Origin of the sequence: Haloglomus halophilum (assembly GCF_024298885.1) — an archaeon.
Classification (GTDB): domain Archaea; phylum Halobacteriota; class Halobacteria; order Halobacteriales; family Haloarculaceae; genus Haloglomus; species Haloglomus halophilum.
Genome location: NZ_CP101166.1, coordinates 3,165,999 through 3,192,975, shown reverse-complemented (window position 1 = coordinate 3,192,975; position 26,977 = coordinate 3,165,999). Strand labels below are relative to the sequence as shown.

Annotated in this window: 26 protein-coding genes and 1 tRNA gene; 13 read left to right on the top strand and 14 right to left on the bottom strand. The window is 68.8% G+C overall.

Features of this window, described 5'->3' with window-relative positions; all coding sequences use genetic code 11:
• The first annotated feature begins 40 nt into the window (after positions 1-40).
• Complete coding sequence (locus NL114_RS15550) at positions 41-1,741, top strand: DUF4382 domain-containing protein (RefSeq protein WP_254821832.1); 1,701 nt, start codon at positions 41-43, stop codon at positions 1,739-1,741.
• Between the two features lie 112 nt (positions 1,742-1,853).
• On the opposite strand, the gene NL114_RS15545 is transcribed toward NL114_RS15550, so the two are convergent.
• Positions 1,854-2,921 (bottom strand): NAD(P)/FAD-dependent oxidoreductase, encoded by a 1,068-nt coding sequence (locus tag NL114_RS15545; protein ID WP_254821831.1) that lies wholly within the window; start codon positions 2,919-2,921, stop codon positions 1,854-1,856.
• 168 nt (positions 2,922-3,089) lie between these two features.
• Between NL114_RS15545 and NL114_RS15540 the strand changes: the two genes are divergently transcribed.
• From NL114_RS15540 to NL114_RS15525, 4 genes are all read left to right on the top strand, one after another.
• On the top strand, positions 3,090-3,431 hold the full coding sequence (locus NL114_RS15540; protein ID WP_254821830.1) for a glutaredoxin family protein: 342 nt from the start codon (positions 3,090-3,092) through the stop codon (positions 3,429-3,431).
• Positions 3,432-3,566: 135 nt separating this feature from the next.
• A complete protein-coding gene (locus NL114_RS15535) occupies positions 3,567-4,199 on the top strand; it encodes a DUF7110 family protein (protein ID WP_254821829.1) in 633 nt (210 codons plus the stop codon).
• Between the two features lie 167 nt (positions 4,200-4,366).
• On the top strand, positions 4,367-5,539 hold the full coding sequence (locus NL114_RS15530) for an acyl-CoA dehydrogenase family protein (RefSeq protein ID WP_254821828.1): 1,173 nt from the start codon (positions 4,367-4,369) through the stop codon (positions 5,537-5,539).
• A gap of 128 nt (positions 5,540-5,667) precedes the next feature.
• Positions 5,668-6,636, top strand: coding sequence for a phosphoadenosine phosphosulfate reductase family protein (locus NL114_RS15525; RefSeq protein ID WP_254821827.1), 969 nt, complete (start codon positions 5,668-5,670; stop codon positions 6,634-6,636).
• Between the two features lie 367 nt (positions 6,637-7,003).
• Here NL114_RS15525 and NL114_RS15520 read toward each other — a convergent pair whose 3' ends face one another.
• The 4 genes from NL114_RS15520 to prf1 form a co-directional block, all read right to left on the bottom strand.
• Positions 7,004-7,210 carry a DUF7333 family protein gene (locus NL114_RS15520; protein WP_254821826.1) on the bottom strand — a complete coding sequence of 69 codons (207 nt, stop codon included), beginning with the start codon at positions 7,208-7,210 and terminating at the stop codon, positions 7,004-7,006.
• A gap of 67 nt (positions 7,211-7,277) precedes the next feature.
• Positions 7,278-8,066: a hypothetical protein gene (locus NL114_RS15515; RefSeq protein ID WP_254821825.1), complete on the bottom strand. Its 789-nt coding sequence runs from the start codon at positions 8,064-8,066 to the stop codon at positions 7,278-7,280.
• A 79-nt stretch (positions 8,067-8,145) separates the two neighbouring features.
• Positions 8,146-8,988, bottom strand: coding sequence for an aldo/keto reductase (locus tag NL114_RS15510; protein ID WP_254821824.1), 843 nt, complete (start codon positions 8,986-8,988; stop codon positions 8,146-8,148).
• A gap of 102 nt (positions 8,989-9,090) precedes the next feature.
• Positions 9,091-10,332 (bottom strand): peptide chain release factor aRF-1, encoded by a 1,242-nt coding sequence (gene prf1 / locus NL114_RS15505; RefSeq protein ID WP_254821823.1) that lies wholly within the window; start codon positions 10,330-10,332, stop codon positions 9,091-9,093.
• 174 nt (positions 10,333-10,506) lie between these two features.
• On the opposite strand from prf1, the gene NL114_RS15500 reads away from it, so the two are divergent.
• The gene (locus tag NL114_RS15500) at positions 10,507-11,484 is read left to right on the top strand and encodes a MinD/ParA family ATP-binding protein (protein ID WP_254821822.1); all 978 of its coding nucleotides are present in this window, start codon (positions 10,507-10,509) and stop codon (positions 11,482-11,484) included.
• Between the two features lie 65 nt (positions 11,485-11,549).
• Entirely contained in the window at positions 11,550-12,920 is a 1,371-nt protein-coding gene (locus tag NL114_RS15495; RefSeq protein WP_254821821.1) for a geranylgeranyl reductase family protein, read from the top strand.
• A 170-nt stretch (positions 12,921-13,090) separates the two neighbouring features.
• On the opposite strand, the gene NL114_RS15490 is transcribed toward NL114_RS15495, so the two are convergent.
• Both NL114_RS15490 and NL114_RS15485 read right to left on the bottom strand, forming a co-directional pair.
• Positions 13,091-13,588 (bottom strand): DUF309 domain-containing protein, encoded by a 498-nt coding sequence (locus NL114_RS15490; protein ID WP_254821820.1) that lies wholly within the window; start codon positions 13,586-13,588, stop codon positions 13,091-13,093.
• A gap of 2 nt (positions 13,589-13,590) precedes the next feature.
• Positions 13,591-13,803: a DUF309 domain-containing protein gene (locus NL114_RS15485; protein ID WP_434084096.1), complete on the bottom strand. Its 213-nt coding sequence runs from the start codon at positions 13,801-13,803 to the stop codon at positions 13,591-13,593.
• Positions 13,804-13,912: 109 nt separating this feature from the next.
• Here NL114_RS15485 and NL114_RS15480 point away from each other — a divergent pair, with 109 nt between their 5' ends.
• Positions 13,913-14,107 (top strand): hypothetical protein, encoded by a 195-nt coding sequence (locus NL114_RS15480; protein WP_254821819.1) that lies wholly within the window; start codon positions 13,913-13,915, stop codon positions 14,105-14,107.
• Between the two features lie 29 nt (positions 14,108-14,136).
• Here NL114_RS15480 and NL114_RS15475 read toward each other — a convergent pair whose 3' ends face one another.
• The gene (locus tag NL114_RS15475; protein ID WP_254821818.1) at positions 14,137-14,601 is read right to left on the bottom strand and encodes a hypothetical protein; all 465 of its coding nucleotides are present in this window, start codon (positions 14,599-14,601) and stop codon (positions 14,137-14,139) included.
• A 114-nt stretch (positions 14,602-14,715) separates the two neighbouring features.
• Between NL114_RS15475 and NL114_RS15470 the strand changes: the two genes are divergently transcribed.
• Together NL114_RS15470 and NL114_RS15465 are read left to right on the top strand one after the other, a co-directional pair.
• Positions 14,716-14,799, top strand: a tRNA-Leu gene (locus tag NL114_RS15470).
• Between the two features lie 150 nt (positions 14,800-14,949).
• The gene (locus NL114_RS15465; protein WP_254821817.1) at positions 14,950-16,758 is read left to right on the top strand and encodes a M61 metallopeptidase family protein; all 1,809 of its coding nucleotides are present in this window, start codon (positions 14,950-14,952) and stop codon (positions 16,756-16,758) included.
• A 28-nt stretch (positions 16,759-16,786) separates the two neighbouring features.
• Here the strand turns inward: NL114_RS15465 and NL114_RS15460 are convergent, their stop codons facing one another.
• Positions 16,787-17,791: a YndJ family transporter gene (locus NL114_RS15460; RefSeq protein ID WP_254821816.1), complete on the bottom strand. Its 1,005-nt coding sequence runs from the start codon at positions 17,789-17,791 to the stop codon at positions 16,787-16,789.
• Positions 17,788-18,723 (bottom strand): NAD(P)H-binding protein, encoded by a 936-nt coding sequence (locus NL114_RS15455; protein WP_254821815.1) that lies wholly within the window; start codon positions 18,721-18,723, stop codon positions 17,788-17,790. Before NL114_RS15455 ends, NL114_RS15460 begins: the two co-directional genes overlap by 4 nt.
• A 128-nt stretch (positions 18,724-18,851) precedes the next feature.
• On the opposite strand from NL114_RS15455, the gene NL114_RS15450 reads away from it, so the two are divergent.
• Positions 18,852-20,021, top strand: coding sequence for a DUF63 family protein (locus NL114_RS15450; protein ID WP_254821814.1), 1,170 nt, complete (start codon positions 18,852-18,854; stop codon positions 20,019-20,021).
• Positions 20,022-20,036: 15 nt separating this feature from the next.
• Here the strand turns inward: NL114_RS15450 and NL114_RS15445 are convergent, their stop codons facing one another.
• Complete coding sequence (locus NL114_RS15445) at positions 20,037-21,500, bottom strand: PAS domain S-box protein (protein WP_254821813.1); 1,464 nt, start codon at positions 21,498-21,500, stop codon at positions 20,037-20,039.
• A gap of 101 nt (positions 21,501-21,601) precedes the next feature.
• On the bottom strand, positions 21,602-23,401 hold the full coding sequence (locus tag NL114_RS15440) for a YcaO-like family protein (protein WP_254821812.1): 1,800 nt from the start codon (positions 23,399-23,401) through the stop codon (positions 21,602-21,604).
• A 630-nt stretch (positions 23,402-24,031) separates the two neighbouring features.
• Between NL114_RS15440 and NL114_RS15435 the strand changes: the two genes are divergently transcribed.
• Positions 24,032-24,322 carry a DUF5789 family protein gene (locus tag NL114_RS15435; RefSeq protein WP_254821811.1) on the top strand — a complete coding sequence of 97 codons (291 nt, stop codon included), beginning with the start codon at positions 24,032-24,034 and terminating at the stop codon, positions 24,320-24,322.
• Between the two features lie 258 nt (positions 24,323-24,580).
• Positions 24,581-25,030 carry a DUF302 domain-containing protein gene (locus tag NL114_RS15430; protein ID WP_254821810.1) on the top strand — a complete coding sequence of 150 codons (450 nt, stop codon included), beginning with the start codon at positions 24,581-24,583 and terminating at the stop codon, positions 25,028-25,030.
• Positions 25,031-25,120: 90 nt separating this feature from the next.
• Here NL114_RS15430 and NL114_RS15425 read toward each other — a convergent pair whose 3' ends face one another.
• Positions 25,121-25,414, bottom strand: coding sequence for a hypothetical protein (locus tag NL114_RS15425; protein ID WP_254821809.1), 294 nt, complete (start codon positions 25,412-25,414; stop codon positions 25,121-25,123).
• A gap of 60 nt (positions 25,415-25,474) precedes the next feature.
• Positions 25,475-26,881, bottom strand: coding sequence for a DNA repair protein NreA (gene nreA, locus NL114_RS15420; protein WP_286671076.1), 1,407 nt, complete (start codon positions 26,879-26,881; stop codon positions 25,475-25,477).
• Between the last annotated feature and the right edge of the window lie 96 nt (positions 26,882-26,977).

The window sequence follows — 26,977 nt, the reverse complement described above, 5'->3', positions numbered from 1 at the left end:
CTTCTAAGTCCGACGCGGTTCATTGACGCACGGATACATAATGAGACAGCAGTTCGCAACAGTGCTCGTCGCGCTCATGCTCGTGACCGCCGGGTGTTCCTTCGGCGGGTCCGGGCCGGGCGAGAGCGGCGAGCCCAGTGACGGGACTTCGGGCGATGCGGTCGGGACGATCAACTTCTACATCAGCGACCAGCCGGGTGCCATCGAGGACTTCGAGCACCTGAACGTCACCATCGACGAGGTGGCCTTCCAGAAGGCCGAGGGTGACGACGACTCCGAAGCCACCGCCACCAACACCTCCACCGGGGAGGACGATGCGGAGGCCGACGACGATGATGCCGAGGAGAGCGGCTGGCAGACGTTCGACGTCGACAGCCGTACCGTCGACCTGACCGAGCTCAAGGGCGCGAACGCCACGCTCCTGCAGGAGTTCGAGGTCGAGAACGGGACCTACACGCAGGTCCGCATCAGCGTGAGCGACATCAACGGGACGCTCACCGACGGCAGCAGCGCCGACGTGAAGCTGCCCTCGGAGAAGCTCCGCATCAACCAGCAGTTCACGGTCGGCAACAACGAGTCCGTGGACTTCGTCTACGACATCAACGTCGTCAAGCGCGGTAACTCCGGCTCCTACAACATCAAGCCGGTCGCGGGCCAGTCCGGCACGGACGTGCCTATCAACAAGGTCGGCGAGGACGCCGAGGACGAGGACGCTGACGACGAGGGTGACGATGCCGACGACGATGAGGACACGCCGACGCCGACGGCCACCGACGACGGCAACGAGACCGACACCCAGGCCGACCAGGGTCGGATGAACTTCTACATCAGTGACGAGAAGAACGCCATCGACGACTTCGAGCACCTGAACGTCACCATCTCGAAGGTCGGCTTCCAGCGCGGCGGCGAGTCCGGTAACTGGACGGAGTACGATGTCGACAACCGCACGGTCGACCTGACCGAGCTCAAGGGTGACAACGCCACCCTCCTGCAGACGTTCGACCTGCAGTCGGGCAACTACACGAAGGTATTCATCCACGTCGACGACGTCAACGGGACGCTCACGGACGGGAACCAGACCGACGTGAAGCTGCCCTCCTCGAAGCTCCAGCTCAACGAGAACTTCGAGGTCGGCGGCGGCGAGGAGCTCGACTTCGTCTACGACATCACCGTCGTCAAGCGCGGTAACTCCGGCTCCTACAACATCAAGCCGGTCGCCAGCGAGTCCGGCACGGACGTCCCCATCGAGAAGGTTGGCGGTGAGGACGAGGCCGAGGACGACGAGTCCGAGCAGGACGAGCGCGGCGGAGCCCAGCAGGGTGATGAGGCAACCGAGGCAGCCGCGTTCAACGCGACGTTCGTCGGCAACGTCACGGCCGGCGAGAACGCGACGGTGTACGTCTCCCAGAACGGGACCGCCGTGGAGAACGCCACGGTCGCGTACAACGACACGGAGTACCTGACCGGCGCGGACGGCAACGCGACGTTCGCGGTGCCGAGCGACGCCGAGGAGGTCGAGGTCGAGGTGACCTACGAGGACGAGACGGTCTCGCTGAAGGAGACACTCGAACCGGACGAGGAGGCGACCGAGACGAGCACCGAGAGCGAACAGCAGTCCGGTTCCGGTGACGCCGCCGGCTCCGACGGCGGCTCCGGGGACGACTCGGGCAACCAGAGTACGGACACCGAGACCGAGACGGCGACTGCGACCGCCACGCCGACCGAAACCGCGAGTAGCTAACGGCTGGCGCTCGCGGCGCCGATTTCCTGTTTATTCCAGCAACGATAGCTACGCAGTCGCCGTTCGCTTCGAGCGCGAGCTATCCTCCGGGAGATCCCGGTTCAGCGGTAGATCAGTCGTCCGCCGTCTCGGGCTCCGGTTCCTCGACCGGTGGAGCGGCCGCGTTCGCGTTGTGCTCGCGGGCCCGGCGGCGCAGCTCCTGGCTCATCCCGGGCACCTGCTCCGCGGTGACCTCGCCCTCGGACTCGATGCTATCGAGCGAGCGGGGGAACTCGCGGAGCCGGTAGTGGATGCCGATACCGGCCTTGGCGCCCTGGCCCATCGCGACGGGAATCTGGTTGTGACCGGGGACGATGTCGCCGACTGCGGAGACGCCCTCGACGCTGGTGTGGCCGTGGTCGTCGACGGCGATGGTGCCGTCGTCGTTCAGGTCGACGCCGAGCTGGTCGGCGAGGTCGGTGTTGTAGTCGCTGCCGTACATCGGGAAGCCCCCGCGGTACGCGCGGCGGGTGCCGTCCTCGAAGACGAACGCCTCCAGCCAGCCGTCCTCGCCCTTCTCGATGCTCTCGATGTCGTCGTGGATGACATCGACGGGGTGGGCCGCGAGCTGGCGGTCGGTCTCCTCGGACCACTCGGGCTCGTCGCCGCGGGTGAGGAGGTCGACCTCGTCGGTGAAGTTGAGCATTATCATCGCGACCTTCGCGGCGGCCTCGCCGGTCCCCATCACCCAGACCGGCTGGTCGACGAACATGTAGGCGTCGCAGTGGAGACACCAGTGGAGGCCACGACCCGTGCGCGGGAGCGGGGGGTCCGGCCGCACGTCGGAGAAGCCCGTCGCGAGAACGACGTGGTCGACGACCACCTCCACGTCGTTGGCGGTGAGGCGGAAGCGCCCCTCGTCCGTACGTTCGGCCTCGCTCACGAAGTCGCGGTGGTAGTCGGCGCCGTACTCCCGGACCTGCTCCTGGGCGGTCTGGAGGAACTCGTTACCGCTCACGTCCTCGGTGACGCCGATGACGTTGTGGGTATCCAGCATCATCGCCGCCCGGCCGCCGCCGCGGTTGATGACGACGGTGTCGTGCCCCAGTCGAGTCGTGTAGACCGCCGTCGTCAGTCCGGCTGGCCCGCCGCCGACCACCGCGACCTCGTACTCCTCGTCCTGGCTCTCGCTATCGGTCATCGGACATGGATAGAGCCGGGTTACAGTTAACTGGTCGGTAAGCACGAGGTAACCGGCTGACGGCCCGGTCATCCACCCACACGGCAGATGGGAGCGCCCGACCGCCGGGCTGTCGGTCCGTGACCCCTGCCCGCAAGGGATATGAGCCGTCGAGCCACAGGTTCGGACATGACGTTCGACCCCGAGAGCAGCCTCCCCCAGGAGGAGGTCGACGAACAGGTCGCGGAGGCCATCTCCGAGAACGACGTGGTGCTGTTCATGAAGGGGACACCGATGATGCCTCAGTGTGGTTACTCCGACCGGGCGCTGACGCTCATCGGGCAGTATCGCGAGGAGTTCGAGACCGTCGACGTGCTGGAGTCGCTCGACGAGTACCGGGCGGCACTGGAGGACCACAGCGGGTGGGAGACGATCCCACAGACGTTCGTCGACGGCGAGTTCGTGGGCGGCAGCGACGTGCTGGTCGAACTGGAGGAGCGTGGCGACCTCGGGGAGACGCTACAGGCCTGAGTCGCCCGTTACGCTCACGAGCGCCCCGTTCTCGTGGCATCGGCCCCGAGAGACACAACTATAAGTGAGAAATCCTTATACTCACATGACCACCCAACTGTTGGGGGTCGGCCGCTCCCAAGGGACAGGGATACTATGAACAGCAGGGTATTCAGACTCCATTCGACACTCGAACTGCCGCTAGACGACGTCCACTCCTTCTTCGAGGACCCGGACCTCCCAGTGGAGATCAAGGACATCGAGATTACCCGCCGGAACAACACGCTCATCATCTCCTCGGTCGCCGCCGAGGAGAACCTCTCGAAGTACACTCCGACCGCCCAGCTGAAGGCCAGCGTGACGGAGAACCGTGTCTACGAGAACGAGGACGGTGAGTGGCAGGAGACGCCGCCGGACGACGGGCCCGGCGGGTCGGTCTCCTCGGGCGGCGACGGCGGCGGCGGACCCTCCTGGTCCAGCCTCGGTGGCGAGCAGGAGGCCGAGCAGGAGATCCGCTCGAAGCTCATCGAGTACGCCTGCTTCAAGGGCGACCGCGAGACGGTGCTCCAGAACACCGAGCTCCAGTACCCAATGTTCGAGGTGCTGTGCAACCTCGCACGGACGGCCGACAAGGGCTCGCTCGAGGCCATCACCGCGGTCGGCGAGGATCTCGAAGCGGTCCGTATCGTGGACGGCGAGGACCGCGCGGCCCGCGTGAAGGTCGTCGAGGACCCCCGCGAGACGGAGAACGGGGGCGTCGACTGGCGCGACAACAAGTTCATCAACTGACCCCGCGGCTTCTTCGACACCGTGTCCCCGTTCGGCCGACCCTGTGCGGGCCACACCACGACACTCGGTACCAGACAGCAGTGGGAACGCGGCCCCGCCCGGTGAGTAAAGAAGGGCCGCATATGTGATGGACAACGACGAGGCAGTAGCCTCACGAGGAGATGTGTATGCAGCTCTCAGACGAGGACCGGATGTTCAAGGACTCGCTGCGTGACTTCCTCGAGAACGAGATCGCCCCGGACCTGCCGGAGGCGGACAAGGAGGCACTCAGCAAGGACGAGGTCGTCGCGTACCAGCAGGAACTCGGCGAACTCGGCGTCGGCCCCGCCTCCGGCGAGGGCTTCGCCGACCCGATGACCTACACCATCACCTCCGAGGAGCTCTCGCGGGTGTGGCCGTCGCTGAACGTGGCGCTGATGATGTCGTTCCCCGCACAGTTCGGGAAGTACGCCGGCGAGCGGACCCGCGAGGCGCTCACCGACAAGGTCGAGGACGGCTCCTGCATCGCCTGCATGGCCGTCACCGAGCCGGAGGGCGGCAGCGACACGGCCAACCCCAACACGACCGCCCGGAAGGACGGCGACGAGTACGTCATCAACGGCGAGAAGACGTGGGTCTCGAACGCCACCATCGCGGACATGGCGCTGGTCGTCGCGCAGGACCAGGAGACGGACACGCGTGACTTCTTCATCGTCGACAAGGAGACCACCGGGTTCGAGACGCGCGAACTCGACAAGCTCGGCTGGAAGGGCTCTCCGACGGGCCAGATGTTCTTCGACGACATCCGCGTCCCCGAGGAGAACAAGCTGATGACCGCGGTCGGCAACATGGTCGCCGAGGGCGAGGGCGCCATCATGGACGCCCCGATGTTCCAGAGCGCGAAACCGCTCAACGCCATCTTCTCGTACATGCGGACGGGGATGGCGGCGATGTCGGTCGGTATCCTGCAGGCCTGCATGGAGGAGGCGCTGGACTACGCGAAGGAGCGCGAGGTCGGCGGCGGTCCCATCGCCGGCAAGCAGCTCGTCCAGGACCTGCTGTACCAGATCAAGTGCTCGCTGGAGACCTCGCGGCTACTCACCTACCACGCGGCGGACCTGGTCGAGCGTGGCGACGACGAGGCCCGCCTGATGTCCTCGCTCGCGAAGGGCTACGCCTGCGAGCAGTCCGTCGAGGGCGCCTCGAACGCGATGCAGGTCTTCGGCGCCAACGGCCTCTCGAAGGACTACCCGCTGGAGCGCTACTACCGCGACGCCCGCACGATGACCATCCCGGACGGCACCACGGAGATCCAGAAGCTCATCGTCGGCTACGAGCTGACGGACATCCCCGGCTACTGATTCCGACCCAGCGGCCTTCGCTGGCGGGCACCCTCAGTATGACCCGCCTAACCCGGTGTGTTACCCGTTAACACCCACGAATCCTGCCGAAAAGCACTTACAACTCGCTAATTATATCTCATTACGAGATGACCGACTTCCCCGACTACCTGGACGTCGACTACACGGACGGCGAGGACGAGGACCCCGAGGACTACCCGACCATCGAGGACAAGATCGAGAAGGCCCTCGAGGTCGTAGAGACGGGGCTGCGCGAGTACGAGAACCCGGCCATCATGTGGACCGGTGGGAAGGACTCGACGCTCACGCTGTACTTCGTGAAGGAGGTCGTCGACCAGTTCGACCTCGAGATGCCGCCGACGGTGTTCATCGACCACTACCAGCACTTCGACGAACTCATGGACTTCGTCGAGCGCTGGGCCGACGAGTGGGACCTCGAGGTCGCCTACGCCCGCAACACGGACGTCGGTGACTACGTCGACGAGAACGGGCTCGAACCCGGCGACGACATCCCCATCGACGCCCTCTCCGAGCACAACCAGCACCACGTCCGCAACATCCTCGAGTACGAGGAGGACACCTTCCCGTTCCTGCTGGACACGTACGTCGGCAATCACCTCCTCAAGACGGTCGCGCTGAACGACGCGCTCGAGGAGTACGACATCGACGGCATCATCTCCGGCATCCGCTGGGACGAGCAGGAGGCCCGCGCGGACGAGACGTTCTTCTCGCCGCGTCACGACCCGGACATCTACCCGCCCCACGACCGCATCCAGCCCATCCTCCAGTTCATGGAGGCCGACGTGTGGGACGCCTTCTGGTACTTCGTCGTCCCGGAGACGGTCGCCGAGTACCCCGACGACGGCTACGTGCCCCAGTCGCTCGACGACCTGCCGAACGACCTGACCCCCGAGGACATCCCGGTCTCCCCGAAGTACTTCGAGGGCTTCCGCTCGCTCGGCTCCGAGGTCTCGACGGGCAAGTCCGCCGACGAACCGGCCTGGCTCCAGGACATGGAGAACACCTCCGAGCGCGGCAACCGCGCCCAGGACAAGGAGGACCTGATGGAGCGGCTGCGCGACCTCGGTTACATGTGAGCTTTTTTGCGGTTCGGGTTCCGCGCCTGCGGCGTCCTCAGAAATCTTCGATTTCTGATGGGCTGCGGGAGGGCTTCGCTCTCCCGAACGCGGAACCGCTCACCGCAAAAAACGTTCAGAAAAAAGGCCGCTCCTCGCTCCCTGCGGTCGCTCGGAGCGGAGAAACGCGCGCCTCCGGCGCGCGTATGCAGGCGATTGATTCACCTGATTCACGGGCGTGGCCCCGATTGCCCGTTCCACCGGGCGACACGTCGTGCAGATGCCCGGATTCTTTACAGCCATTTTCGCGACATATGCCGCGAAAAAGATATTATGCTACAAATATGTCAAAAGCATCTGGATTTCGGGATGAGTTTCTGCTTTCAGCTTATAGCCCGCCGGACGCCCCCGCCCGGAACTCACCGTGTTTCACACCCAGCGCGAGGCAGATGACACCGAACACGACGGTCGATGGGAGGACCATCATGAGGATGGTGCTGGTCTCCATCGGGATGGGTGCGGCGACGAGGCCACCGATGCCGACCGCGATAATGGCGGCGAAGATTCCGGCCGTGACGGTCAGGTCGAACTCCATACCGGGCGTAGGCGGGACTCGCTAATGAGGATTGGTCCAGCGGGGAGGCCTGCCGATTCCGTGGCGGTCAGTCGTCGGATGCCTCAGCACCGCCGGATTTGTTCTCGTCCTCGTCCTCCTGCGGGCGGGTGAGGTTCGCCAGCGTCACCACCAGACCGAGGAGCCAGCCCAGCGGCACCGCGATGCCGAACCACATCAGGACGAAGGCGAAGCCCTGGAGTTCGAACTGCGACTCCAGCAGGTCCTTGAGCCCGATGGGCTGGAACACCTGGTTCAGCAGGACGATGGCGATCTGCCGGCTCTGCGTGAACACGACGGCGCCGACCGTATCGGAGTAGAAGGCGGCCACGACCGGTGGGAGCAACAGCGCCGTCACCCCGAACGGGTACGCCAGCAGGACCGTCGTCGCCCGGCCGCCCTTCGCCCAGAAGATGAAGGCGAGCGCCGAGGAGACGACGGCCGTGACGCTCGCGACGAGGACGGCCATGAATCCGACCTGCCCGAAGCCGCCGTACGTTCTCACGATGGCCGTCAGCGCTCCCCAGATGACCGTCATCACGAGGACCGTGCCACCCAGGCCGATGCGGGTAGCCAGACTGTCGAACCGGCGCGAGTAGAACCGGACGGCCACGCCGAGCAACATCAGGGGGTACAACACGAGGACGACGGGGACACCGAGGGCGCCCCAGATGCGATACTTCGCCTTGTCACCGGTGGTGGAGGGTTTCCACTTGCCGAGCACCGAGTGCTGGGCGCCACGCTGGCGAGGGAACAACAGTTCCATCCACGTCTCGTGCAACCGCTGCACGTCGAGACGGACGCCGTCGACGACGCCGTCGCGCTGCTCGGTCGCCATGTCGATGGGGTTGCGGCCGCCATACGTCAACCTTCCGCCCGTCCGTTTCGGGCTGGTACAGCCGTCGGCTTCGGGGGCGCTACGCGCTCCAGGCCTCGGGGGCGAAGTCGGGGTGGACCCGGCGGTCGGTCTCCTCGATGGCGTCGATGGTGGCGACCTCCTCCTCGCTCAGTTCGAGGGCCAGCGACCGCCAGTTGTCGACGATGTGGTCCTCGCCCGTCGCCTTCGGGATGGCGGTGACGCCCTTCTCGCGGAGCCACGCCAGCGACACCTGCGCCTCGCTCACGCCGTGGCGCTCGGCGATGGTCGTCAGCTCGTCGACCTCGAACACCTGGCCGCGGGCGAGCGGGGAGTACGCGACCAGCTCGACGCCGTTGTCCTCGGTGTAGCGCTGCAGTTCGCGCTGCTGGAGGAGTGGGTGCATCTCGACCTGGTTGGCGAACGGCTGTTCCCCCAGCACCTCCGTCGCCCGGTCGAGGTGGTCGGGCTCGAAGTTCGAGACGCCGATGCGCTCCACCAGCCCCTCGTTCCGGAGCTGTTCGAACGCGCCGAGCGTCTCCTCGGCCTCGTACTCGCGGGCGGGCCAGTGGACGTACAGGAGGTCCACGTAGTCGACCCCGAGGCGGTCGAGGCTGTCCTCGGTCGTCGCGATGACATCGTCGTGGCTCAGGTTGTCGATCCAGACCTTCGTCGCGAGGAAGACGTCCTCGCGGTCGACGTCCGCCCGCTCGATTCCCTCGCCGACGGCATCCTCGTTCCGGTAGGCCTGGGCCGTGTCGATGTGTCGATAGCCGGTCTCGAGTGCCGTCGCGACCGTCTCCGCGCACTGGTCCGGGTCGTCGTTCTGCCACGTTCCGAGGCCGAGCATCGGCATGCCACGCGACTCCGGACCACCGACGCGCTGCTGTTGCTGGTCACTCATGTCGGTTCGAACTCCGACGCCGAGCCGAATAGCCGTTGGGGAACCGGACGCATCGACCTCGGGCAGCGCGAGAAGCCCTGACGCGATAGCAGCTCCGCCCGCTTACACGCCGGTCGAGTAGCGGAGGATGCCGGCGACGCCGCCGAACGCGGTCATCAGCTGCTCGCCCTTCTCGAAGTCGGTGGAGATGAACTTCGTCTCCGTACCGCGCTGCTCGGCGATCTCGATGAGGTGGTCGATGGCGTCCTCGCGTTCTTTCACCTCGGCCTCGGTGCCGTTCTCGCACTCGTGCTCGGGCGTCTCGGCACGGCGGCTGACCGTCTCGAACTCCTCCTTCCCGCCGCAGTCGTAGACGACGACGTCCTGTCGGAGGTCCTCGGAGATGAGCAGGCGGTCGACCGACCCCATCATGAGGTTCTGCCGGGTCTGGGAGAAGCCGTAGGTGGCCCGCTCGCCGTCGTGGAGCTCCTCGAAGAACTCCTCCATCTGCCGCTTGTCCTTCATCACCTCGTGGTCGGCCAGTACGTCGCTGGCGGCGTCCACGAGGTCCTTGAGCCCGGATTCGTCCGTGTAGGAGACGTCGAACTTCCCGAGGACGAGGTCCTGGAGTTCGTGGTGGAGGTAGTCACCGTCGAGGAACTCGTCCTTCGTCGGCGAGGGGCCACCGACGAGGATGCCGTCCATCTCGTGGCGCTTCGGGACGAACAGGTCGTCGGCCATCCCCGCGACCTCCTGGTAGAAGTTGTCGATGGCCTCGAGTCGGAGCCGGGCGAATCGCTGGGCGGACTGGCCACCTTTCCGCTGCTTGCCGGGGACCAGCGAGGAGGCGGACTTGACCGCCTCGACGCGCTTGCCCCGGAGCCAGCCGACGTTGGCCTCGCGCCGGTCGAGGACGACGAGGCCGAACAGGCCCTGGTCCTCGAGCATATGCTCCAGCGGCCCCGTGAGGAAGTCCGAGTCGCAGTGATAGCGGAACGACTCGATGGGCTGGGGCGGTGATTCCAGCGTCCGCGTTATCATCTCCGTTCGGCCGCCGCCGCTGTCGATGGCGCCCGAGAAGATGACCATCCCGTTCTCCGGCGGGAAGGTGTCGTAGTACTTCAGCCGGTCCTTGATGCTGGTCAGCGCGTCCTGCACCGCGGTCCGGGTCTGCTTGGACTTGATGTTCGAGGCCTCCGAGTGCTCCTGGGTGACGTGCTGGGCGACGTCGCTGATCTGACGGTCCTCGGGGATGTAGATGCTCACTAGCTGCGTGCCCGACCCCTCGAAATCCTTCAGCTCCTCGATGACCTTCTTGAACTCGTACTTCTGTTTGTCCGACTGTTCGGCGTCCTGCTGACTCATTGCCGGTTCTAGGCCAATGGGGTGTAAGTAACTGTTGACAGTCCGAGGCGGCGGCTGGAGGCCCACCGAGGGACGGTGCGAGCACAACGACCGAGCGTCACGGTTCCCCCGGGAACGTTAGAACCGGGCAATAGTGGGACAGTTTATTAAAGGAACGACGACGTACCCGTACCCATGGATATCTACGCCGTCGCCGGTGCGGACGGGGCCGGCAAGACGGCGACAGCGTTGAACGTCGCCGTCGCCTTCCGTGCCGGCGGCCAGTACGCCGCCGTGCTCGACGCGGACCTCCGCGGCAACGTCGCCTCGCGCCTCGGTATCGAGCCCGAACACACCCTCGACGACGTGTTCGACGGCGACGCGACAATCCGCGAGGCGACCACCGAGTACGAGCTCTCGGCCGAGACGGTTCCCGAGGCGGACCTCCTGGCTTACCGGGAGGCGCTCGCCGACGACCGGACCGCGTTCCGCGCCGGGGACGAGGAGTTCGCCGGGGTGGACGAGACGGAGTTCCCCGACATCGACACCGTCCCCGTCATCGCGGGCTGGCCCTCCGACCGGCGCGTCGCGGCGACCGACCCGGACGAGCTGGAGGACGTCCTCCAGGAGCTGGTGATGGCCTACGACGCCGTCATCATCGACACGGGCGGGGAGTCGGTAGCGGCGACGGCACCGGTGACGGTCGCCGACGGCGTCGCGGTCGTGACCTCGACCGACGAGTCCCACATCCAGACCTCGAACGCGACGGCCATCGAGTGCCAGCGCAACGGCGCCTCGCTCGTCGGGACCGTCGTGAACCGGGCCGACGAGCAGACGACCGTCACGGCCGTGACCGACGAGGTCGGCGTCGAGGCGGTCGGCGTCATCCCGGAGGACAGCCGGACAGCCGACCTCGAACCGGTCCGCTACAGCGTGCCCGATGCGCCTGCCGCGAAGGCCTACGACCGGCTCGCCGACGGTCTCGAGGAGTGGAGCCGGGCCGTCGAGGCCGAGGCCGACAGCGCAGCCGACGGCGGCGGCCCCGGGGCGTCGGGGGCAGGGACCGACCCGGAGACGGATGCGAAGGCTCCCGGCGAGGGTGACGAGCACGGAGCGGACGACGAGAGCGACGAGGGAGACGACGGGCTGCTCGGCCGATTCGGACTCGACTGACGCCGGCGGCCGCGAGCCGACCCGAAAGGAGTGTATTTTAAGTTCGGGTCGGATAACCTCCGAACATGCCAGCCGAGACGTACGACGTCCTCGTGGTCGGTGGCGGGACGGCCGGCGCGTTCGCCGCAGCCACGGCTGCCCGCGAGGGTGTGGACGTCGCCATCCTCGAACGCAAGTCCGAGGAGGAGGCGGGGCACATCGCCTGCGGCGACGCCGTCAAGGGAACGTCGACGTTCCCCGACGTGATCGACCGTGAGCGACTCCGCCGGGAATCGTTCACGAACGACGGCATCCGGCGCGCGGTGTTCGAGAACCCCCAGGGCGGCACGCTCGACATCCAGATGCAGGGTGACGGCGGCGCCGTCGTCGACCGCAAGCGCTACGGCGAGATCCTCCTCGACGAGGCCGCCAAGGCCGGCGCGGACATCCATTACGACACCGTCGTCCAGGACGTCATCCAGAACGGCAAGGTCGAGGGCGTCAAGACCGCCTCGAAGGGCTCGGTGACGACTTACGAGGCCGACGTCACCATCGACGCCGCGGGCGCGCTCTCCATCCTCCAGGACCGCACCGACCTGAGTGACCCCACCTTCGACACGAACGTCAGCTACTCGCAGTTCTGTTCGGCCTACCGCGAGGTCATCGAGGTCCAGGAGCCGGTCGACTACCACGACGCGCTCGTGTTCAAGCCGACCGCGGAGCTGGGCTACCTCTGGTACTTCCCCCGGACGAAGACGGAGATCAACGTCGGCCTGGGCTTCCAGATGAACAAGGACCCGATGAAGCTCGTGAGTGTCCTCCGGGACGACGTGCGCACGCGCCCGGAGTTCGAGAACGCCACCGTCAAGGACAAGCTCGGCGCCGCGCTCCCGACCCGCCGGCCGTACGACTCCGCGACGGCGCCGGGCTTCATCGCCGTCGGCGACGCGGCGGCCCACGTCAACCCCACGACGGGCGGCGGCATCCCCGGCGCCGCGAAGGCCGGCTACTGGGCCGCGCTCGAGGCCGTCGAGGCCATCTCCGAGGGCACCACGGACGACGAGGCCGCGTTCTGGGACTACAACCGCAAGGTCCAGACCGACTTCGGCAAGCGGTTCGCCGCGATGGACCTGTACAACATCTGGGGTGGCACCTACGACGTGGACGACCTCGTCTCGGTCATCTCGGCGCTGCCGGGCCAGCAGATTGCCGACGTGATGGCCCGCGACGGGACCGCCTCGATGAGCCTGGGCCTCAAGCTGAAGACACTCGTCAGGACGTTCGGGCACTGGGGCACCCTGCTGGAGCTCCGGAAGGTCAACGGCCTCGCCGCCGACCTCCGGGATATCTACGACGATTATCCGACCTCGCCGGACGGCTTCGAGGCCTGGCGCGACCGCCGGGACGCCGTCATGGACGAGCTGTACGAGGTCACCGGCGCCGACCCCAAATACTGAGCCGGCCGGCCCCTCCACAGCGTGGAGGAGCACCGTATTTCTCAGCACCCTAGCCAATATCTGGAATAATATGCATATATGGGACTTATTTGATATTTCTGCCAGCTATACTCATCTGCGCAGATAGCGACCGAACCCGAGGGGAAGCAACGAGGCCCCGACCCAGTCGGTCAGTGTTCCAGGGACTCCGCGTAGGCGAAATCCTCCGTGCCGGCCTCCCGGACCTCCCCGTCGAGCGTGATGGCCCAACCGTGGAGCGCCGTCGGGTCAGAGAGTGCGTTCGTCAGGACCGTCCGCACGTCGAGTACGTCGACGCCGTAGTAGTCCCGGGGGATACCCTGGAAGTACTGGAGCGCCGTCCGGAACAGCGAGCGCATCCCATCATCATCCTCGAAGTCGAAGTGCTTGTACGCGCCCGCGGCGACCTGCACCATCCCGTGGAGGAACTTGCTCTCGGTGGAGCCGCGGCCGTAGTTGTACCACTCCGCTTCGAAGCAATCATGTGATTCATGAAACTCGCCACTATTGTACAGACAGACGCCGTGAATCACAGCGCGTCGGAGCGTGCCATGCTCCCAACCGTTTGATTCCCTCCGGTCGGCGGACCAACCGGTTGGGTTGCTCGAAGCTGGTGGAGCAATATCCGGGTCAATAGTGTGGTCGTCCATTATCAAGGATTCCGCTGGTACGGATTGTTTACACTGGCACAAACGTTCTCGAAGCAGTCGTGTGACTCGTGGAACTCGCCGCTGTTGTAGAGGCGTACGCCGTGGACGGTCGCCCGCCGCAGGGTCCCATGCTCCCACCGGCCGTCGGCTCGCCACCCCGCCGGGTCGCCGCGGGCCGGCGGGCCCACGCTCGGGTCACGGGTGTGGTCGTCCATACCTCGACTTCCGCCGCGAGGGCCGTAACGGCGTCGGTCAGTATGCCCTCGCCGTTCGGCGGTCGTAACGAGCCGAAGCTTCTTGCCGTGGGGCACGTAACCGTGGTGCATGGACGTTGACGCGGCGACCGATACGGTCGAGTGCGAGCGATGCGGTGACGCCGTCGAGGTCGGCGTCCCCGGCGGTGAGCGGTGCGCGGACTGCGGTGCCTACTACTGTCACATCTGCGTCGACGACCTCGCGAGCCAGCAGTTGCTCGACGAGCCCGAGTGCCCGGCGTGTGAGATCCGGCTCGTGGCCTGAGGCGGGGGCACCACTCGGCCCCAATCGCCTCAGAGGTCCCGCGCGATGTCGCGTAGCCGGTTGACCCGCTCGGAGCGGTCGCTGATGGCGTCGGGGTCACAGAACTCCCCGAGCCGGCTCGACCGGACCAGTTCCTGCAGGGGCTCCAGCGACCGGTCGGGCACCTCCACGGATTCGAGGTACTCGGCGGTTCGTTCGAGGTCGGCCGTCGACGCCTTCCGGCCGCCGTCGGCGCCACCCAGTCGCCAGGCGAGGTCGCGTTCGTCGTCGCCCCCGCGCTCCGGGAGCGTCGCCCCGCCCGCGAGCACGAACGCCTTCGCCATCACGAACGGCACCACGTCCGGCCGTTCGTATTCGAGGTCGTCCACGAGCAGCGAGACCACCCGGTCCGAGAGTTCGAGCCGCCGGCGACTGCTCCCGACCGCGATCTCGAGCAGGAGGTCGTCGCGTGACTCCAGGTCGGGGTCGCGATAGAGATGCGGGGGCTTGGTCATACCCCGCCGTACGCGCGCCCGTGATTTCAGCGGCCCGGTTCCCGCGACCCGGTTCACGGGTGTGACCGGCCTCCGCAACGGTTTTGCCCGACAACGCCGGATTCTCCGGTGCGCGCGGGGGTAGCCAAGCCTGGAAACGGCGGCGGACTCAAGATCCGCTCCTGTAGAGGTCCATGGGTTCGAATCCCATCCCCCGCACGTGCAACTCGTGCGGAAGGCCGCCTCGGAGCGGTCTTCCCCCGCATCATCCTACTGGAAGCCACCTGACGAGTCCTGGGAACGGCCCCAGTTCGAGGGCGACCGGGAACGGCCAGAAGCGCTATACGGCGTGGTGTTCGACGGGTGGGCATGCGAACCCGTGCGGCCGTTGTCGTGGTGTCCGTGCTTCTCGTGGCGACGGCCGGCGCCCCGGCCGCGGCGGTCGTCCCGGAGCCGTCCCGAGCTGGGGCCGACGGTCCGTCGGCCGCAGCCGACACGGATGGTTCCGCGGTGGCGAGTCCGGTCCCCACCGGGACCGTCCGCCACACCGTCCGGCTGGCCGACCCCGGGACGGTCCGCGTCGAACTCGGTGTGGGCATCACGGAGCCGACCGCCGAGTTCCGGGTCACGCTCCCCGGCACCGCCGAGGTGACCGGAACCGACGGGTTCAGCCGGACCGACGGGGGGACGTACGAGTGGGACGGTCGGACCGAGGACCCGACGCTGACCTACCGGGCACCGGTCAACCGGACGGTCGGGGAGAGTGTCAGGTTCGCCGCGACCGACGACTGGGCACTGGTCGACATGACCGACTTCGACGCCGCGTACTCGTGGCGGAGTTTCGGCGAGACGAGTTACGAACGCCGGTTCTCGGTACCGAACGGCTATGCCGGGCGGGCGATGGCCTATCTCGGCCCCTACCGCGTGGCGAACGCCTCCGGGGCGGACCAGCGGTTCACCGTCGTCCACCCGACCGTCGTGGAGACGAACGCGACCGCCAGCGCGTACGCCGAGACGCTCGCGAGTCTCGCCGGCACCATCCGGATCGGGGCGCGCGACCCCGCCGTGACGGCGTTCATCGCGCCGCGACCCATCGGCGTCGAGGGGGGCGAGGGCGGCGTGGGCGGCCTGGCGACCAGCGCGGACATGTGGATCGCCGCGGACGCCGCCACCACGACCGGGCCGAACGGGACCAGCGTCCACGAACCCATCTTCGTCCACGAGTACGTCCACACGCGGCAGAACTACACGTCGACGCCCGAGATGCAGTGGTTCACGGAGGCCAGCGCGTTCTACTACATGGCGCTGACCCCCTACCAGCGCGGCAGTATCACCGAGGCCCGGTTCGACCGCCAGCTCCGGGTCCCGGACCGCTTCGGCGACACCGTGCTGACGGGGACAACCGGCGCGCAGTACCGGGCGTGGGCGACCCGGGGAGCCCGGACGCTGGCGGCGCTCGACCGCCGTATCCGGGTATCCACGAACGGGTCGCGGACCCTGCAGGACGTGTTCCGCCGGCTGAACGCCCACGAGGGGAACGTCACGTACGCCGACTTCCAGTCGATGGTGGACGCGACGGCCGGCGAGTCACAGGCCGACTGGCTCGACCGCCACGTCGACGGGTCGGAGCCGGTTCCCTCGCCCGTCGCGGATGCCTATCCCGCCCCCGACGTGACCGTCGACCCCGCAGGGGCGGAGTGGCGCCGCGGCGACGAGTGGGTCTCCGTCTCCGACACCCCGCTCCCCGCTGGGATACCGGTCCGTGTTCGCCACCCGGAAGTCGGTGTCGTGGTCCGGGCCGGGAACGGGACGACGGCCGTGAACGTCTCCGGTGGCGACCCGTCGACGGTCCGGTTCGCGGCCGGCGAGGCGACGCTGCGCGTCGAGACGTTCTACGGCCAGCAGTCGACTCGCCTCACCGTCGCCACCAGCGACGACGTGGACGGCGACGGCGTCACGAACGCCGCCGAGCTCGGACAGGGGAGCGACCCCTACGACGCGAGCAGTTCGACGGCGACCCCCGAGCCCGGCCTGCTGGATGGTGACGGGAACGACGGGAACGGGACGGGCGGCGGTCCCGCGGTCCGGGACGGCCCTGGGTTCGGCGTCACGAGCGCGCTCGCCGCGGGGACCGTCCTGTTGGTGTGGCAGCTGGCGCGGGCGCGACGACGGGAGTAGCATCGGGAATCCCCGCGTCAGAGGGCCATCAATCATCCAGCAGCCGGAAGGCGAGCAGTGCCGGAACCGCGAAGCCGAACGCGTTGAGTGCGCCGTGCCAGCGGACCATCGTCCCGATGCCGACCAGCGCGTCGCTCGGACGGAACGCAGAGTAGCCGTAGGCCAGCGCGAGCGCCATCGAGGCGAACAGCGTACAGCACGCGACCGCCAGCAGCGTCGCCGGTACCCGCGGAAGCCGGGGCACGGCCCGGCGGAGCGCGACGGCGGCGAACACGGCCACCGCCACGGTGAACAGTGCCACGGCGACGACCTCCAGCAGCGGCGAGAACGTGATTCCGACCGCGATGAGCGCAACGTTCCCCACGAGCACCAGGAGCGCGGCGGCGGCCAGCCGACCGACGGGCCCCTCGAACCCCCCGTCCGCGTCGACGACGCGCGCGGTCAGGCCGGCCGTGAGCGGGAGGACGAACCCGGCGTAGTGGTAGTGGACGGCCGTCAGCAGGACGATGATGGGTTCGAAGCGCAGGAAGACGCCGGCCCGGTGCAGGACCAGCGCCACCGCGCCGACCGGGACGTAGAGCAGCGCCGCGGTCACAGACAGTTCCGGAAGCGAGTCGAGTCCCCGTTCGCGGAGCCGCGAGAGTCCGGCCACGGCGATAGCACCGGTGACAGCGAGCCACGGGAGCGTCAGCAGGACGGATGGCAGCGACCCGACGGGGAGCGACAGGGCCCCGACGACCGCCAGCGCCGCCGGGAACGAGGCGACGATGGCACCACGGGCAGCCAGCACCCCGAGTCGGGAGTCCGGCGACGGCACCTGGCCGAGTCCGAGGGGGACCAGCACCAGCACGGCCAGCGCGACGAAACGGTCGACGGCCGAGAGCGGGGCGATATCGCCGAGGCCAGCGGCGACGACGCCCGCCCAGACGAAGGCTCCGGCGGCCGCGGTCAGGTCCGTCACCCGGTAGCCGCGGAGTCGGAGCCGACGGGTCGGCCGCGACCCGTCGCGGTGGCCGTACCCGGTCGCACTCACGGGTCGGTCACCCCCGTCGTGCCCGTCGTGTCCGTCGCATCCGCAGGGGCGGTCGGCGTCGCCCCGTCCTCGCGCTCCCGGAGGTAGTCACCGAGCCGCCGGAGCGACGACTCGGGGGTGTCGAACGCGGTCACGTCGTTGTCGGCCACGGTGTTGTCGAGCGTCGTGGCGCGGTACTGGTCCAGCCCGACCGGAGCGCCGGGCACCCGATCGAGGAGCGCGGCGCCGGCTCTCGCGACCGGCATCGGGACGGGCAGTACGACCGGGTCGTCGGCGACCAGCCGGAGAACCGCCGCGAGCGTGAGCCGCTCGGGCCCGCCGAGCCGATACGTCGCGCCGACGTGTCGGGAATCGGTGACCCCCGCGGCGACCATCGGTGCGAGGTCGTCGACCCACATCGGTTGCAGCCGCGTCCGCCCGCCCCCGGGGAGCGGAACCACGCCGAAGCGGCCCAGCCGTTCGAGGAAGGGGAGGAACGCGCAGCCGTCGCCGAACACCACGGACGGACGGTAGATGACCCAGTCGAGTCCGGATGCCCGGACGGCGGCCTCGGCGGCGCGCTTCGCCCGGAAGTACCCGGTCTCGACATCGTCCTCGACGCCGAGTCCGGAGAGCTGGACGAGCCGGTCGACGCCGGCGGCCTCGCTCGCCCGGAGCAGGTGGCGGGTCCCCCCGAGGTGGACCGCCTCGTGGCTGGCCCGCGGCTGGACGTGCGAGGGCAGCGCGACGAGGTTGACGACCGCGTCGTGGCCCGCGACGAGCCCCCGGAGGTCGTCCTCGGTCACGTCCGCGGGGGCCCGCACGACCGCCTCGGGGAGCGCCACGCCGTCGGGCGAGCGCGACGCGGCGGTCACCCGGTGCCCCCGGTCGACGAGGGCAGCGCAGACCGACCGGCCGAGGAAGCCGGTACCGCCCGCGACGAGGATATCCATACGCGGGCGCAGGGCCGCAGCCGGCTAAAACACCGGGGCAGTTCCGGACCACAGCGACCGGACGGGCCGGTGCGTCGCCCGGGCACAGGTCCGGAACGCTGAAACATCGGGCGCGCCGGTCTCCGGACATGGCCGCGACAGAGCGGTTCGACCTCGATATCAGCCCGGAACGGGCGTGGCTCGCGACGCTGGCGGCCGCCGTCGTCGCGCTGACCGCCGGGGCCGCCGCCCTCCCCCGCCTCGTCTGGGACCGTTTCCTCTGGCACTACTTCTGGGGCCCCGTCTTCGCGGACGCACAGGGCGCCCGCTGTGCCGTGATGACCGACAGCGGCCCGGAGCTGCTGTTCCGGGAGACCCGCTGTAGCGCCGCCCGCAACGCCGGCAGTATCGTCGCCGAGCCGGGCTACACGCTCGTCTCGGAGGCCGGCTACGCCATCACGCTCGTCTTCTTCCTCATCGGGGTCCTCTACCTGCTCCGCTACCTGGAGGTCGGCGAGTCGCTGGATCTGTTCTTCGCGCTGACCCCGTTCATGTTCTTCGGCGGCGCGCTGCGGGTCGTCGAGGACGCCAACAACGCCGCGCTCGAAGCGGGCGTCGAGAACCTGCTCTCGTACCCGGCGAACACGCTCATCATCAGCCCGGTCATCTACTTCACCGTCTTCGCGGTGACGCTGGCTGCGCTCGTCGTCGGGGTCGCACTGGACCGGCGCGAGGTCGTCGAGAGCTACCACCGCTTCGTCTTCGGCGTGGGCGCCGTCGCGCTGCTGGCCACGACCGGCTTCCTGTTCTGGTTCGTCCCGACGCAGATCGCCCCGGAGATTCCAGGCGTCGGGTTCTACCCGCTGATGACCATCGTCACGCTGGTGCTCGCGGCGGTCCTCGCGGTCATCATCTACGCGGGCGCCGAACGCTACGCGCCCGTGATCAACGAGGGGACCGGGCGTGCAGGGCTCGTCGTCCTGTTCGGCCACGCGGTCGACGGCGTGGCGAACGTGCTGTCGGCCGACTGGCTCGACTACATCGGCGTCCCCGTCGAGTACGGCTCGAAGCACCCGATCAACCGCATCATCGTCGATATCACACAGTCGGTCCAGCCGGAGTGGCTCTCGACCGCCATCGGCACCTCGTGGCCGTTCCTCGCGGTGAAGCTCGTCGCCGCGACCGCCGTCATCTACGTCTTCGACCGGCGTATCTTCGAGGAGAGCCCACGGTACGCGGTCCTGCTGCTCATCGCCATCCTCGCGGTCGGCCTCGGCCCGGGGAGCCGGGACATGCTCCGCGCGACGTTCGGCATCTGAGGCGGGCCGCCCGCCTCACCCGTCCGCACTGTCGGCCAGGGGTAGCCGCATCTCGACGACGGTCCCGCCGTCGTCGGACTCGTCGACCGAGAGGTCGCCACCGGCCTCCGTCGTCACCCAGTTGACCAGCCAGAGACCGAGCCCCTGGCCGTGGCGCAGCGGTGTCTCCGAGCCCTCCTCCAGCGTGCGGCGTTCCATCCGGGGGATACCCGGACCACTGTCGGCCACGCGAAGCACGGCCACGGGCGCACCCCCCGGGTCCTCGGAGCTGAAGAGGTCGACGCTGACCGCCGGGGCGGTGCCGTCAGGGCCATCCGACCCGGCCTCCGACGGACCGCTCGTCGAGCCGTGTTCGACGGCGTTCTCGATGAGTTCTCGCACTGCGTGTCGGCACCCGGGAGACGCCACGTGGAGCGGGCGCTCCGGGAGGCTGGTGGCGATGTCGTGTCCCCCGGCCTCGACCTGGTCGGTGGCCTGCCGGACGGCCGAGCGGAGGTCCAGATGGTCGGTCTCGTGGTCGCCCGAGACCACCTCGCGGACGGTCCGCGCGGTGTCGCTCACGGCCAGCAGGCTCCGGGCGCGGTCACGAATTCGCTCGGCGGCAGCCGCCTGCTCCCCCTCGGCGTTCCGGGCGATGTCCCCGGCCTCGCCCAGCACCACGTTCATCTCGTTGCGCAGGTTGTGCCGGAGCACCCGGTCGAGCACGTCGATTATCTGCTCGCGTCGTGTCCGCTCGGTCACGTCCCGAACGACACAGACGAAGCCATCCTCGAGGTCGCTCAGCGAGAGTTCCTGCTGGAAGGTGGAGCCGTCGGCGCGCCGGCCGACGGCCGGGCCGCGCCAGCCGCCCGTCTCGACCATCTCCGGCAGCGCCTCCCGTTCGAGCCGTCGTTGCTCGGCCGGGTCGTAGAGCTGGGACCAGTGGTTCCCGAGGAGTTCCTCGCGGTCGTACCCGTACAGGTCGGCGTGGGCGTCGTTGACGAAGAGATAGCAGCCGTCGTCGTCGAGCAGCGCCATCCCGTCCATGGCACCCTTCATCGCCTCCGAGTGGCGCTCGATGGCCCGGCGGCGCTCGGTCGCCTCGCGAGCAGCTCCGCGCACGGCGACCACTTCGCCCTCCGCGTTCCGGACCGGCTCAGCGTTCACCTCGATCCAGGGGCGCTCGTCACCGGCAATCCGGAGTGCCATCCCGCGGACGGTCTCTCCCGACAGCACCGCGTCCAGCGCGTCGTACGCGGTCTCGAGGGACCCAGCGGCGATGTACTGCTCGAACTTGTGGTCGATGACCTCCTCGGCGGTGGCTCCCAGGAGCCACTCGATGTCACCGGAAACGGCGGTGACCGTGCCGCCGGTGTCGAGTCGGAAAGCGAAGTCGACACCCAGGTCGGCGATGGCGTCGACCTCGATGCCACTCGCGCCGTCGCGTCTGGCGGACGCCCGCTGTCGACCCGGGGTAGCGCTCGGCTCCCGGTCACCCACACCCATTGGTAGTGAGATGTCCACAACCAGTTGCCCTTAAACTACGGGTCACCTCGATGCCCGAGTCGGCGCTGCAGTGGCCCGGGCAGGCGTCAGCGGCATCAGGGGAACGGATGATGCGCACGGTCCAGGCGCGGTTCGCACCCGAACGTCTCCGGGACTTTACGGGCACGCTCCCCGAAATACGGCGTTCCGCTGAACAGTGGCTGCGCGCCGGGGACCAGAACCCGGACCGCCTCGAACCCGAGCGCCTCGACGTCGCGGGTCGTCAGCCGCGCGGCGTAGGCGTCGAGGTCGGCGCTCGCGAGCGCTTCGACGAGCGCCTCCAGTGCCTCGGCACCGGTCGGCGGAGTCGATGACCCGACCGACCCCAGTGGGACGGTCGTCTCCGGGTCGCAGAGTGCTCGGACACCGCGCGGGAGGTCCGCCGCACGTGCCACGTTCGGTTGCTGCTGGCTGGCCCCCTGCCGGCCCATCCCGCGCAGTTCCATCCAGTTCTGGAGCGCCTCGGAGAGGGCGTCCCGGGCGGCCGCCGCCGGGTCGAGCGCCGCCGACATCCCGGCGGCGAACCGGGGCCAGCGGTCCGCCTCCTCGTGGTGGACCGCGCAGGCGACGACCGGCACGTCGATATCCTGGGTCAGCAGGAGTGCGGTCGTCTCCAGCCCCTCCGAGCGGGCACGGCGCCGGAGCGTCTCGAAGGTGGCGAGCGGGCCGTCCTCGGGCGCGTCCGCGAGGGTGTCGGGCCCCACCGAGAGTCCCATCGGTTCGAACGTCGAGTACCACGCCAGCATCGCGGCGTCGCGCTCGATGACCTCCGAGAGCCCGGACAGCAGGGCGTCGACACCACTCCCGAAGCCCAGTCCGGTCGTGATGGCCGGGCGGTGGCGCGCACCCCCCGGCGGCGGGAAGACGACGAACTCGACCGGGAGCCAGGCCCGCTCGCCGGTCGCGAGGGCCTCACCCGCGACCCACGGGATAGTCTCGCTCGGGTCGGGGGCGTGCCACTCGCCCGCGTCGGTACCGTCCGTCTCCGGCCGCACGAACGCCGACGGTGGGACCGTATCGTCGACCCCGGCAGCCGGCGCGCGCTCGAACGCCTCCGTGCGGTAGACGGCGGCGGCGTAGCGTTCGAGTCCCTCGCCCAGTGCCTTCCCGAGCGCGGCGTTCCAGTCGGTCGCGACGCCCGCCGCGAGCCCACCGGTCGCACCGTCGCTGAACCCGCGCGTGTCGGCGAGTTCGGCGAGGTAGTACGGCGCCGGGAACGACTCGGCTTCGCTGATCTCACGGACGGGCCCGAGTCGCCGGTCGACCGCGCGCTCCAGCCGGTCGACGGATTCGTCGAGCGAGCGGTCCACGACGGAACGGTCGAGGGCGGGCCCGGGCGCCTCGCTCTCGCAGGCACAGTTCGGCACCGGGAGCACCCGGCGCTGGGCGTGCGGAACCTCGACGACACTGCCCAGCGTGGCCGTCTTGCGGCCGGCCACGAGGTCGGCCGCCGCACGCCCGGCGAGCGCGCCCGCGAAGCGAGCCGTCGCCGGGTCGACCGACGCGGTCCCGTCGACGGAGGGGGCCTCGCCGCCCAGTCCCGCGGCCACCCGCGTCCGGAGACAGTCGAAACAGGCCGTTCCGGGGCCGAAGCCGGCGACCGCGGCGTCGACGCTCGGGAGCGCGTGGCCGCCGATACCGCCGAGTTCGACCGCCAGCCACGGGGTGCCGGCCTCGCGTGCGGTCCCGGCCGCCGTCTCGAACGCGTCGGCGCCGACGGGCGCGACGACGACGCCGAGGTCGGCACCGTTCAGTGCGTCCGAATCGGTCCGGTCGACCGTCGCGTCGGTGTCCGCGAGCGCCGCCTCGACGGCCTCGACGGCCGGCCCCTCGCCCGCGAGCCGGACCTCGGTCACGGCTCGACCCCCGCACCGGTCCGTCGCCGCGCGCCAGTCTTGTTCATGCGCGACTCCGCGGCCGGGCGCGACGTGTCGTTTGTGGTCCCGGCGGGCGCATTCAGGTCGGACTCGATGGTGGCTTGGTGGTGCGAAGATACAGAAGGGCTCTCTGGTGACAGCGCCGACCGAACCCTGTTGAAAGCCCCCGAGCGCTCCGGGCTCCGGGGCTCGCTGCGGTCCTCGGCCGCCGGAGGCGGCCTGCGGTCCTTACGTCGCCCGGGAGCCGCGGAGTGCTCGGCCCCTTTCAGTCCCGCCCGGGTCGGCGTTCCAGGGTCGCTTCGCACCGTGCTGGCTCGGTGCGGACGCTCCGTGGACCGGACACTCTCGGGTGGAATGGAAGGGGCTGGCCGCTCGACCCGGCCCCGGCGAAGCAAGGACCGCAGGCGGCCGAAGGCCGCCGAGGACCGCAGCGAGCCGCGGACGGTCGAGCGGCCAGGGGCTTCCAAACCGGTTCTATTCGCGGTTCCTCGCTCTGCATCTCCCTCCAACTACACTCCCTACAGCTACCGGCCCGGGTGCGTATCTGCACACGACCGGCGGGCGCTCCGGCTTCGAAAACGGTATGAGCGAACCCCCGAAGGGTTGGGTATGAGCGACGAGGACGAGGAGGCTGACGAGCCCGCCGTCGAACTCGGCGAGGGTACCGACGTCGAGGGGGCGCCCCTCGCGCGAGTGAGCCACCGGCTCCACTACGGCATCGAGCACAGCGAGGTCGTGCGCCGCGAGGGCGACACCGTCATCCGGACGCCCGACGGCCCGCGCGAACTCGGTGACGTGCTGGAGGAAACCGACGAGACCTACTTCGAGACCCGCAACGCGCTCGAAGAGGCCGTCGAGGCGGTCGTCGGCACCGGCCCCGTCCCGACAGCCGAGGACTGAAAACGAGCCATCCGACCCGTACGGGTGTCCCGGTAGCCTGCGGAGACGGCTTCTCCTTGCCGCCCGCCCCGGCCGGCGCATCGAACGGTCACCCATCCAGGCGCGTGGCCGTAGACTGCCGCCGGAAGCCGACGGGCGCGATACACGCACACGATCAGCGACTGCAAGGCAGGCACGTCGCGCGAACGGCCCAATATTGTGCAATCAGTGAATATCTGTCGGAACCGTTTTGTGGCTGACGGGCGTCCGGACGGTACGATGCTCCCCATCGACCCGACACAGCTGGACGGCGACGACATCGGCGAGAAGCGCGCGACGCTCCACATGGACCACGAGGAGGCCATCGAGCACGTCCGGGAGGCGTTCACGCAGGAGGGCTTCGGCGTCGCCACGGAGTTCTCCCCCTCGGAGATGCTCAACGAGAAGGTCGATGCGGGTCGGGACCCGTACTACGTGCTCGGTGCGTGCAACCCGAACATGGCCGACCGCGTGCTGGATGCGAGCGACAAGCGGGCCGGCGGCCTGTTCCCCTGCAACGTCGTCGTCTGGGAGGAGGAGCCCGGCGTCCAGACCGTCTATCACGTCTCCATCATGAAGCTCGCCCGTCTGACCGGGATGGCTCCCGACGACGAGACGATGGCCGACATCATCGCGGACACGGGCGACCTGGTCGAGGCCGCGTGGGCGAACCTGAACACCGCCGAGTGATCGGCCATCGGCCCGGGAAGCGTCGCCGATACGCCACCGAACCGACTCGGAACGGAACCACGACCCAGCCTGGGGCGTGACGCTTCCCGACTACTCCTCCCCACCGTCCGTTCCGACGATGCGTTCGAGTTCCTCGACACGGGTCCGGAGCTCCTCCAGTTCGGTGACCCGGTCGTCGAGGTCCTCGACGCGCGCCTGAACCCCGCCGACCTCGCGCTCGACGCGGTCGAAGCGTTCGTCCATGCTGCCCCCACTTTTGGTACGGTCGACGAAGTAGTAGAACCCGCCGAGGATGGCCAGCAGGATGGCGACACCGAGGACGAGGTTCAGCACGATGATGAGCAGTTCCGGGGCGCCGGGAATCGACTGGAGGGGTACCAGCATCGGCCGAACACGCACCCGGAAGGGGCAAAAAACGGGGGGTCGCTCGGGACGCGCGGCCACTCACTCGAAGTCGGAGAGCGTCGGTTCGCCGCCGTCGTGGTCCCCGGCACCACCGCCGACCGTCCCGCCGTCCCCGGCTGTCCTGCCATCCTCGGCCATCTCGCCATCCCCGACCGTTCCACTCGGGTCCACGCCGCCAGCGCTACCGAACTCGCCGAGCGTCGACTGCAACCCGGCGACCATCTCGGACTTCCGCCGGAGGCCGTCCATCGAGATGGGGAGCCGCTGGCTCACCTCACGCACGGCGTCGTGGAAGGTCTCGGCGACGCCCGGTTGCCCGTCGCGGAAGGCGTTGCGCACGGTCTCGCGGACCTGCCACACGCCGGCGGGACCCCAGTAGTCCTCGGTGACGTGCCGGAGGACGAGCACCTTCGCCTGCCGGTCGCGCTCGCGGAGGTGTTCGAGCACGCCGAGCCGCGAGGCGTAGTACGCGCCGGAGGTCTCGTCGACGTACGTGGTACGGCCCTCGTACCCCTCGCGGTCCGAGGCGACGCGGTAACCGCGGTCCTCGTGGGGGTTCCAGACGGAGCCGGGCGCCTTCATCTCCACCAGCTCGAACTCCCAGTCGCCCGGCGCGAGCAGCACCCAGAACCGGTTGCCGAGGAACTCGTTGTACCAGACCTCCACCTCGTCGACGGTGTTGGCGTTCCGCAGGCCGCCCCGGAGGAAACCGCCGATGGTGTCGTCGACGGCGGTGATGGACCAGCGGGTCGGGACCATCCGGCGCTCCTCGGTCTGCCCCAGCGCGCCCGCCGAGAGGATGGTCTTCACGTCGTACACGTCGAAGCCCCGGTTGTAGAGGTAGCTCATCGCGCCCTCGGCCTTCCAGTCGTCGTCCTCCAGGGTCTTCTCGACCGCTCTGGGCACGTGTGGGTTCTCCGTTAGCTCGGCGTGCTCGGCCTGCGCCCGCGGTCCGGTCGGCGTCGCGATGTCGTCGAACCCCACGTCCAGGTCGAGGTCGAGCGGCCCATCCAGCCCGACCTCCACGTCCACGGGCCGGTCGGCGATGGCCACCTCGCGCTGGACGCCGGTGAAGCCGGTCCACTCGTCGGCGACGTGGACGTTCGTCCGCTGGGTGGAGTTGAGCAGGTTCGTCCGCGCCTCGAACACGTCCTCGATACCGAACCCCTCGCGGTACCAGTGGCTCCCCGTCTCGTACTGTGCGGCGCGCTCCTCGTCGCCCACGGGGGCGAGGACGCCGGCCGTCACGTCCGGGTACTGGCTCCGACCGACGAAGATGGAGGGCGAGGTCGACCCGAACAGGGAGTCGCCCTGGGCCACCTCGTCGAAGCGGCGCTGCACCTCGTCGAGGTGGTCCGTGATGGCGTAGGACTTCTCCTCGGCGAGCTGGCGCTTCAGCGCCTCGGTCCCGTCGTCCAGCCCGTCCATGAACTCGTCGAGGCGCATCGTGGTCTCGACTCGATGTCCGACCGCTGGCCAGTTCAATCGTTCGGCAGCGGAGCGGAAGTGGTCGTCCCGCGAGCGGAGCGGCCGTCAGGGAGC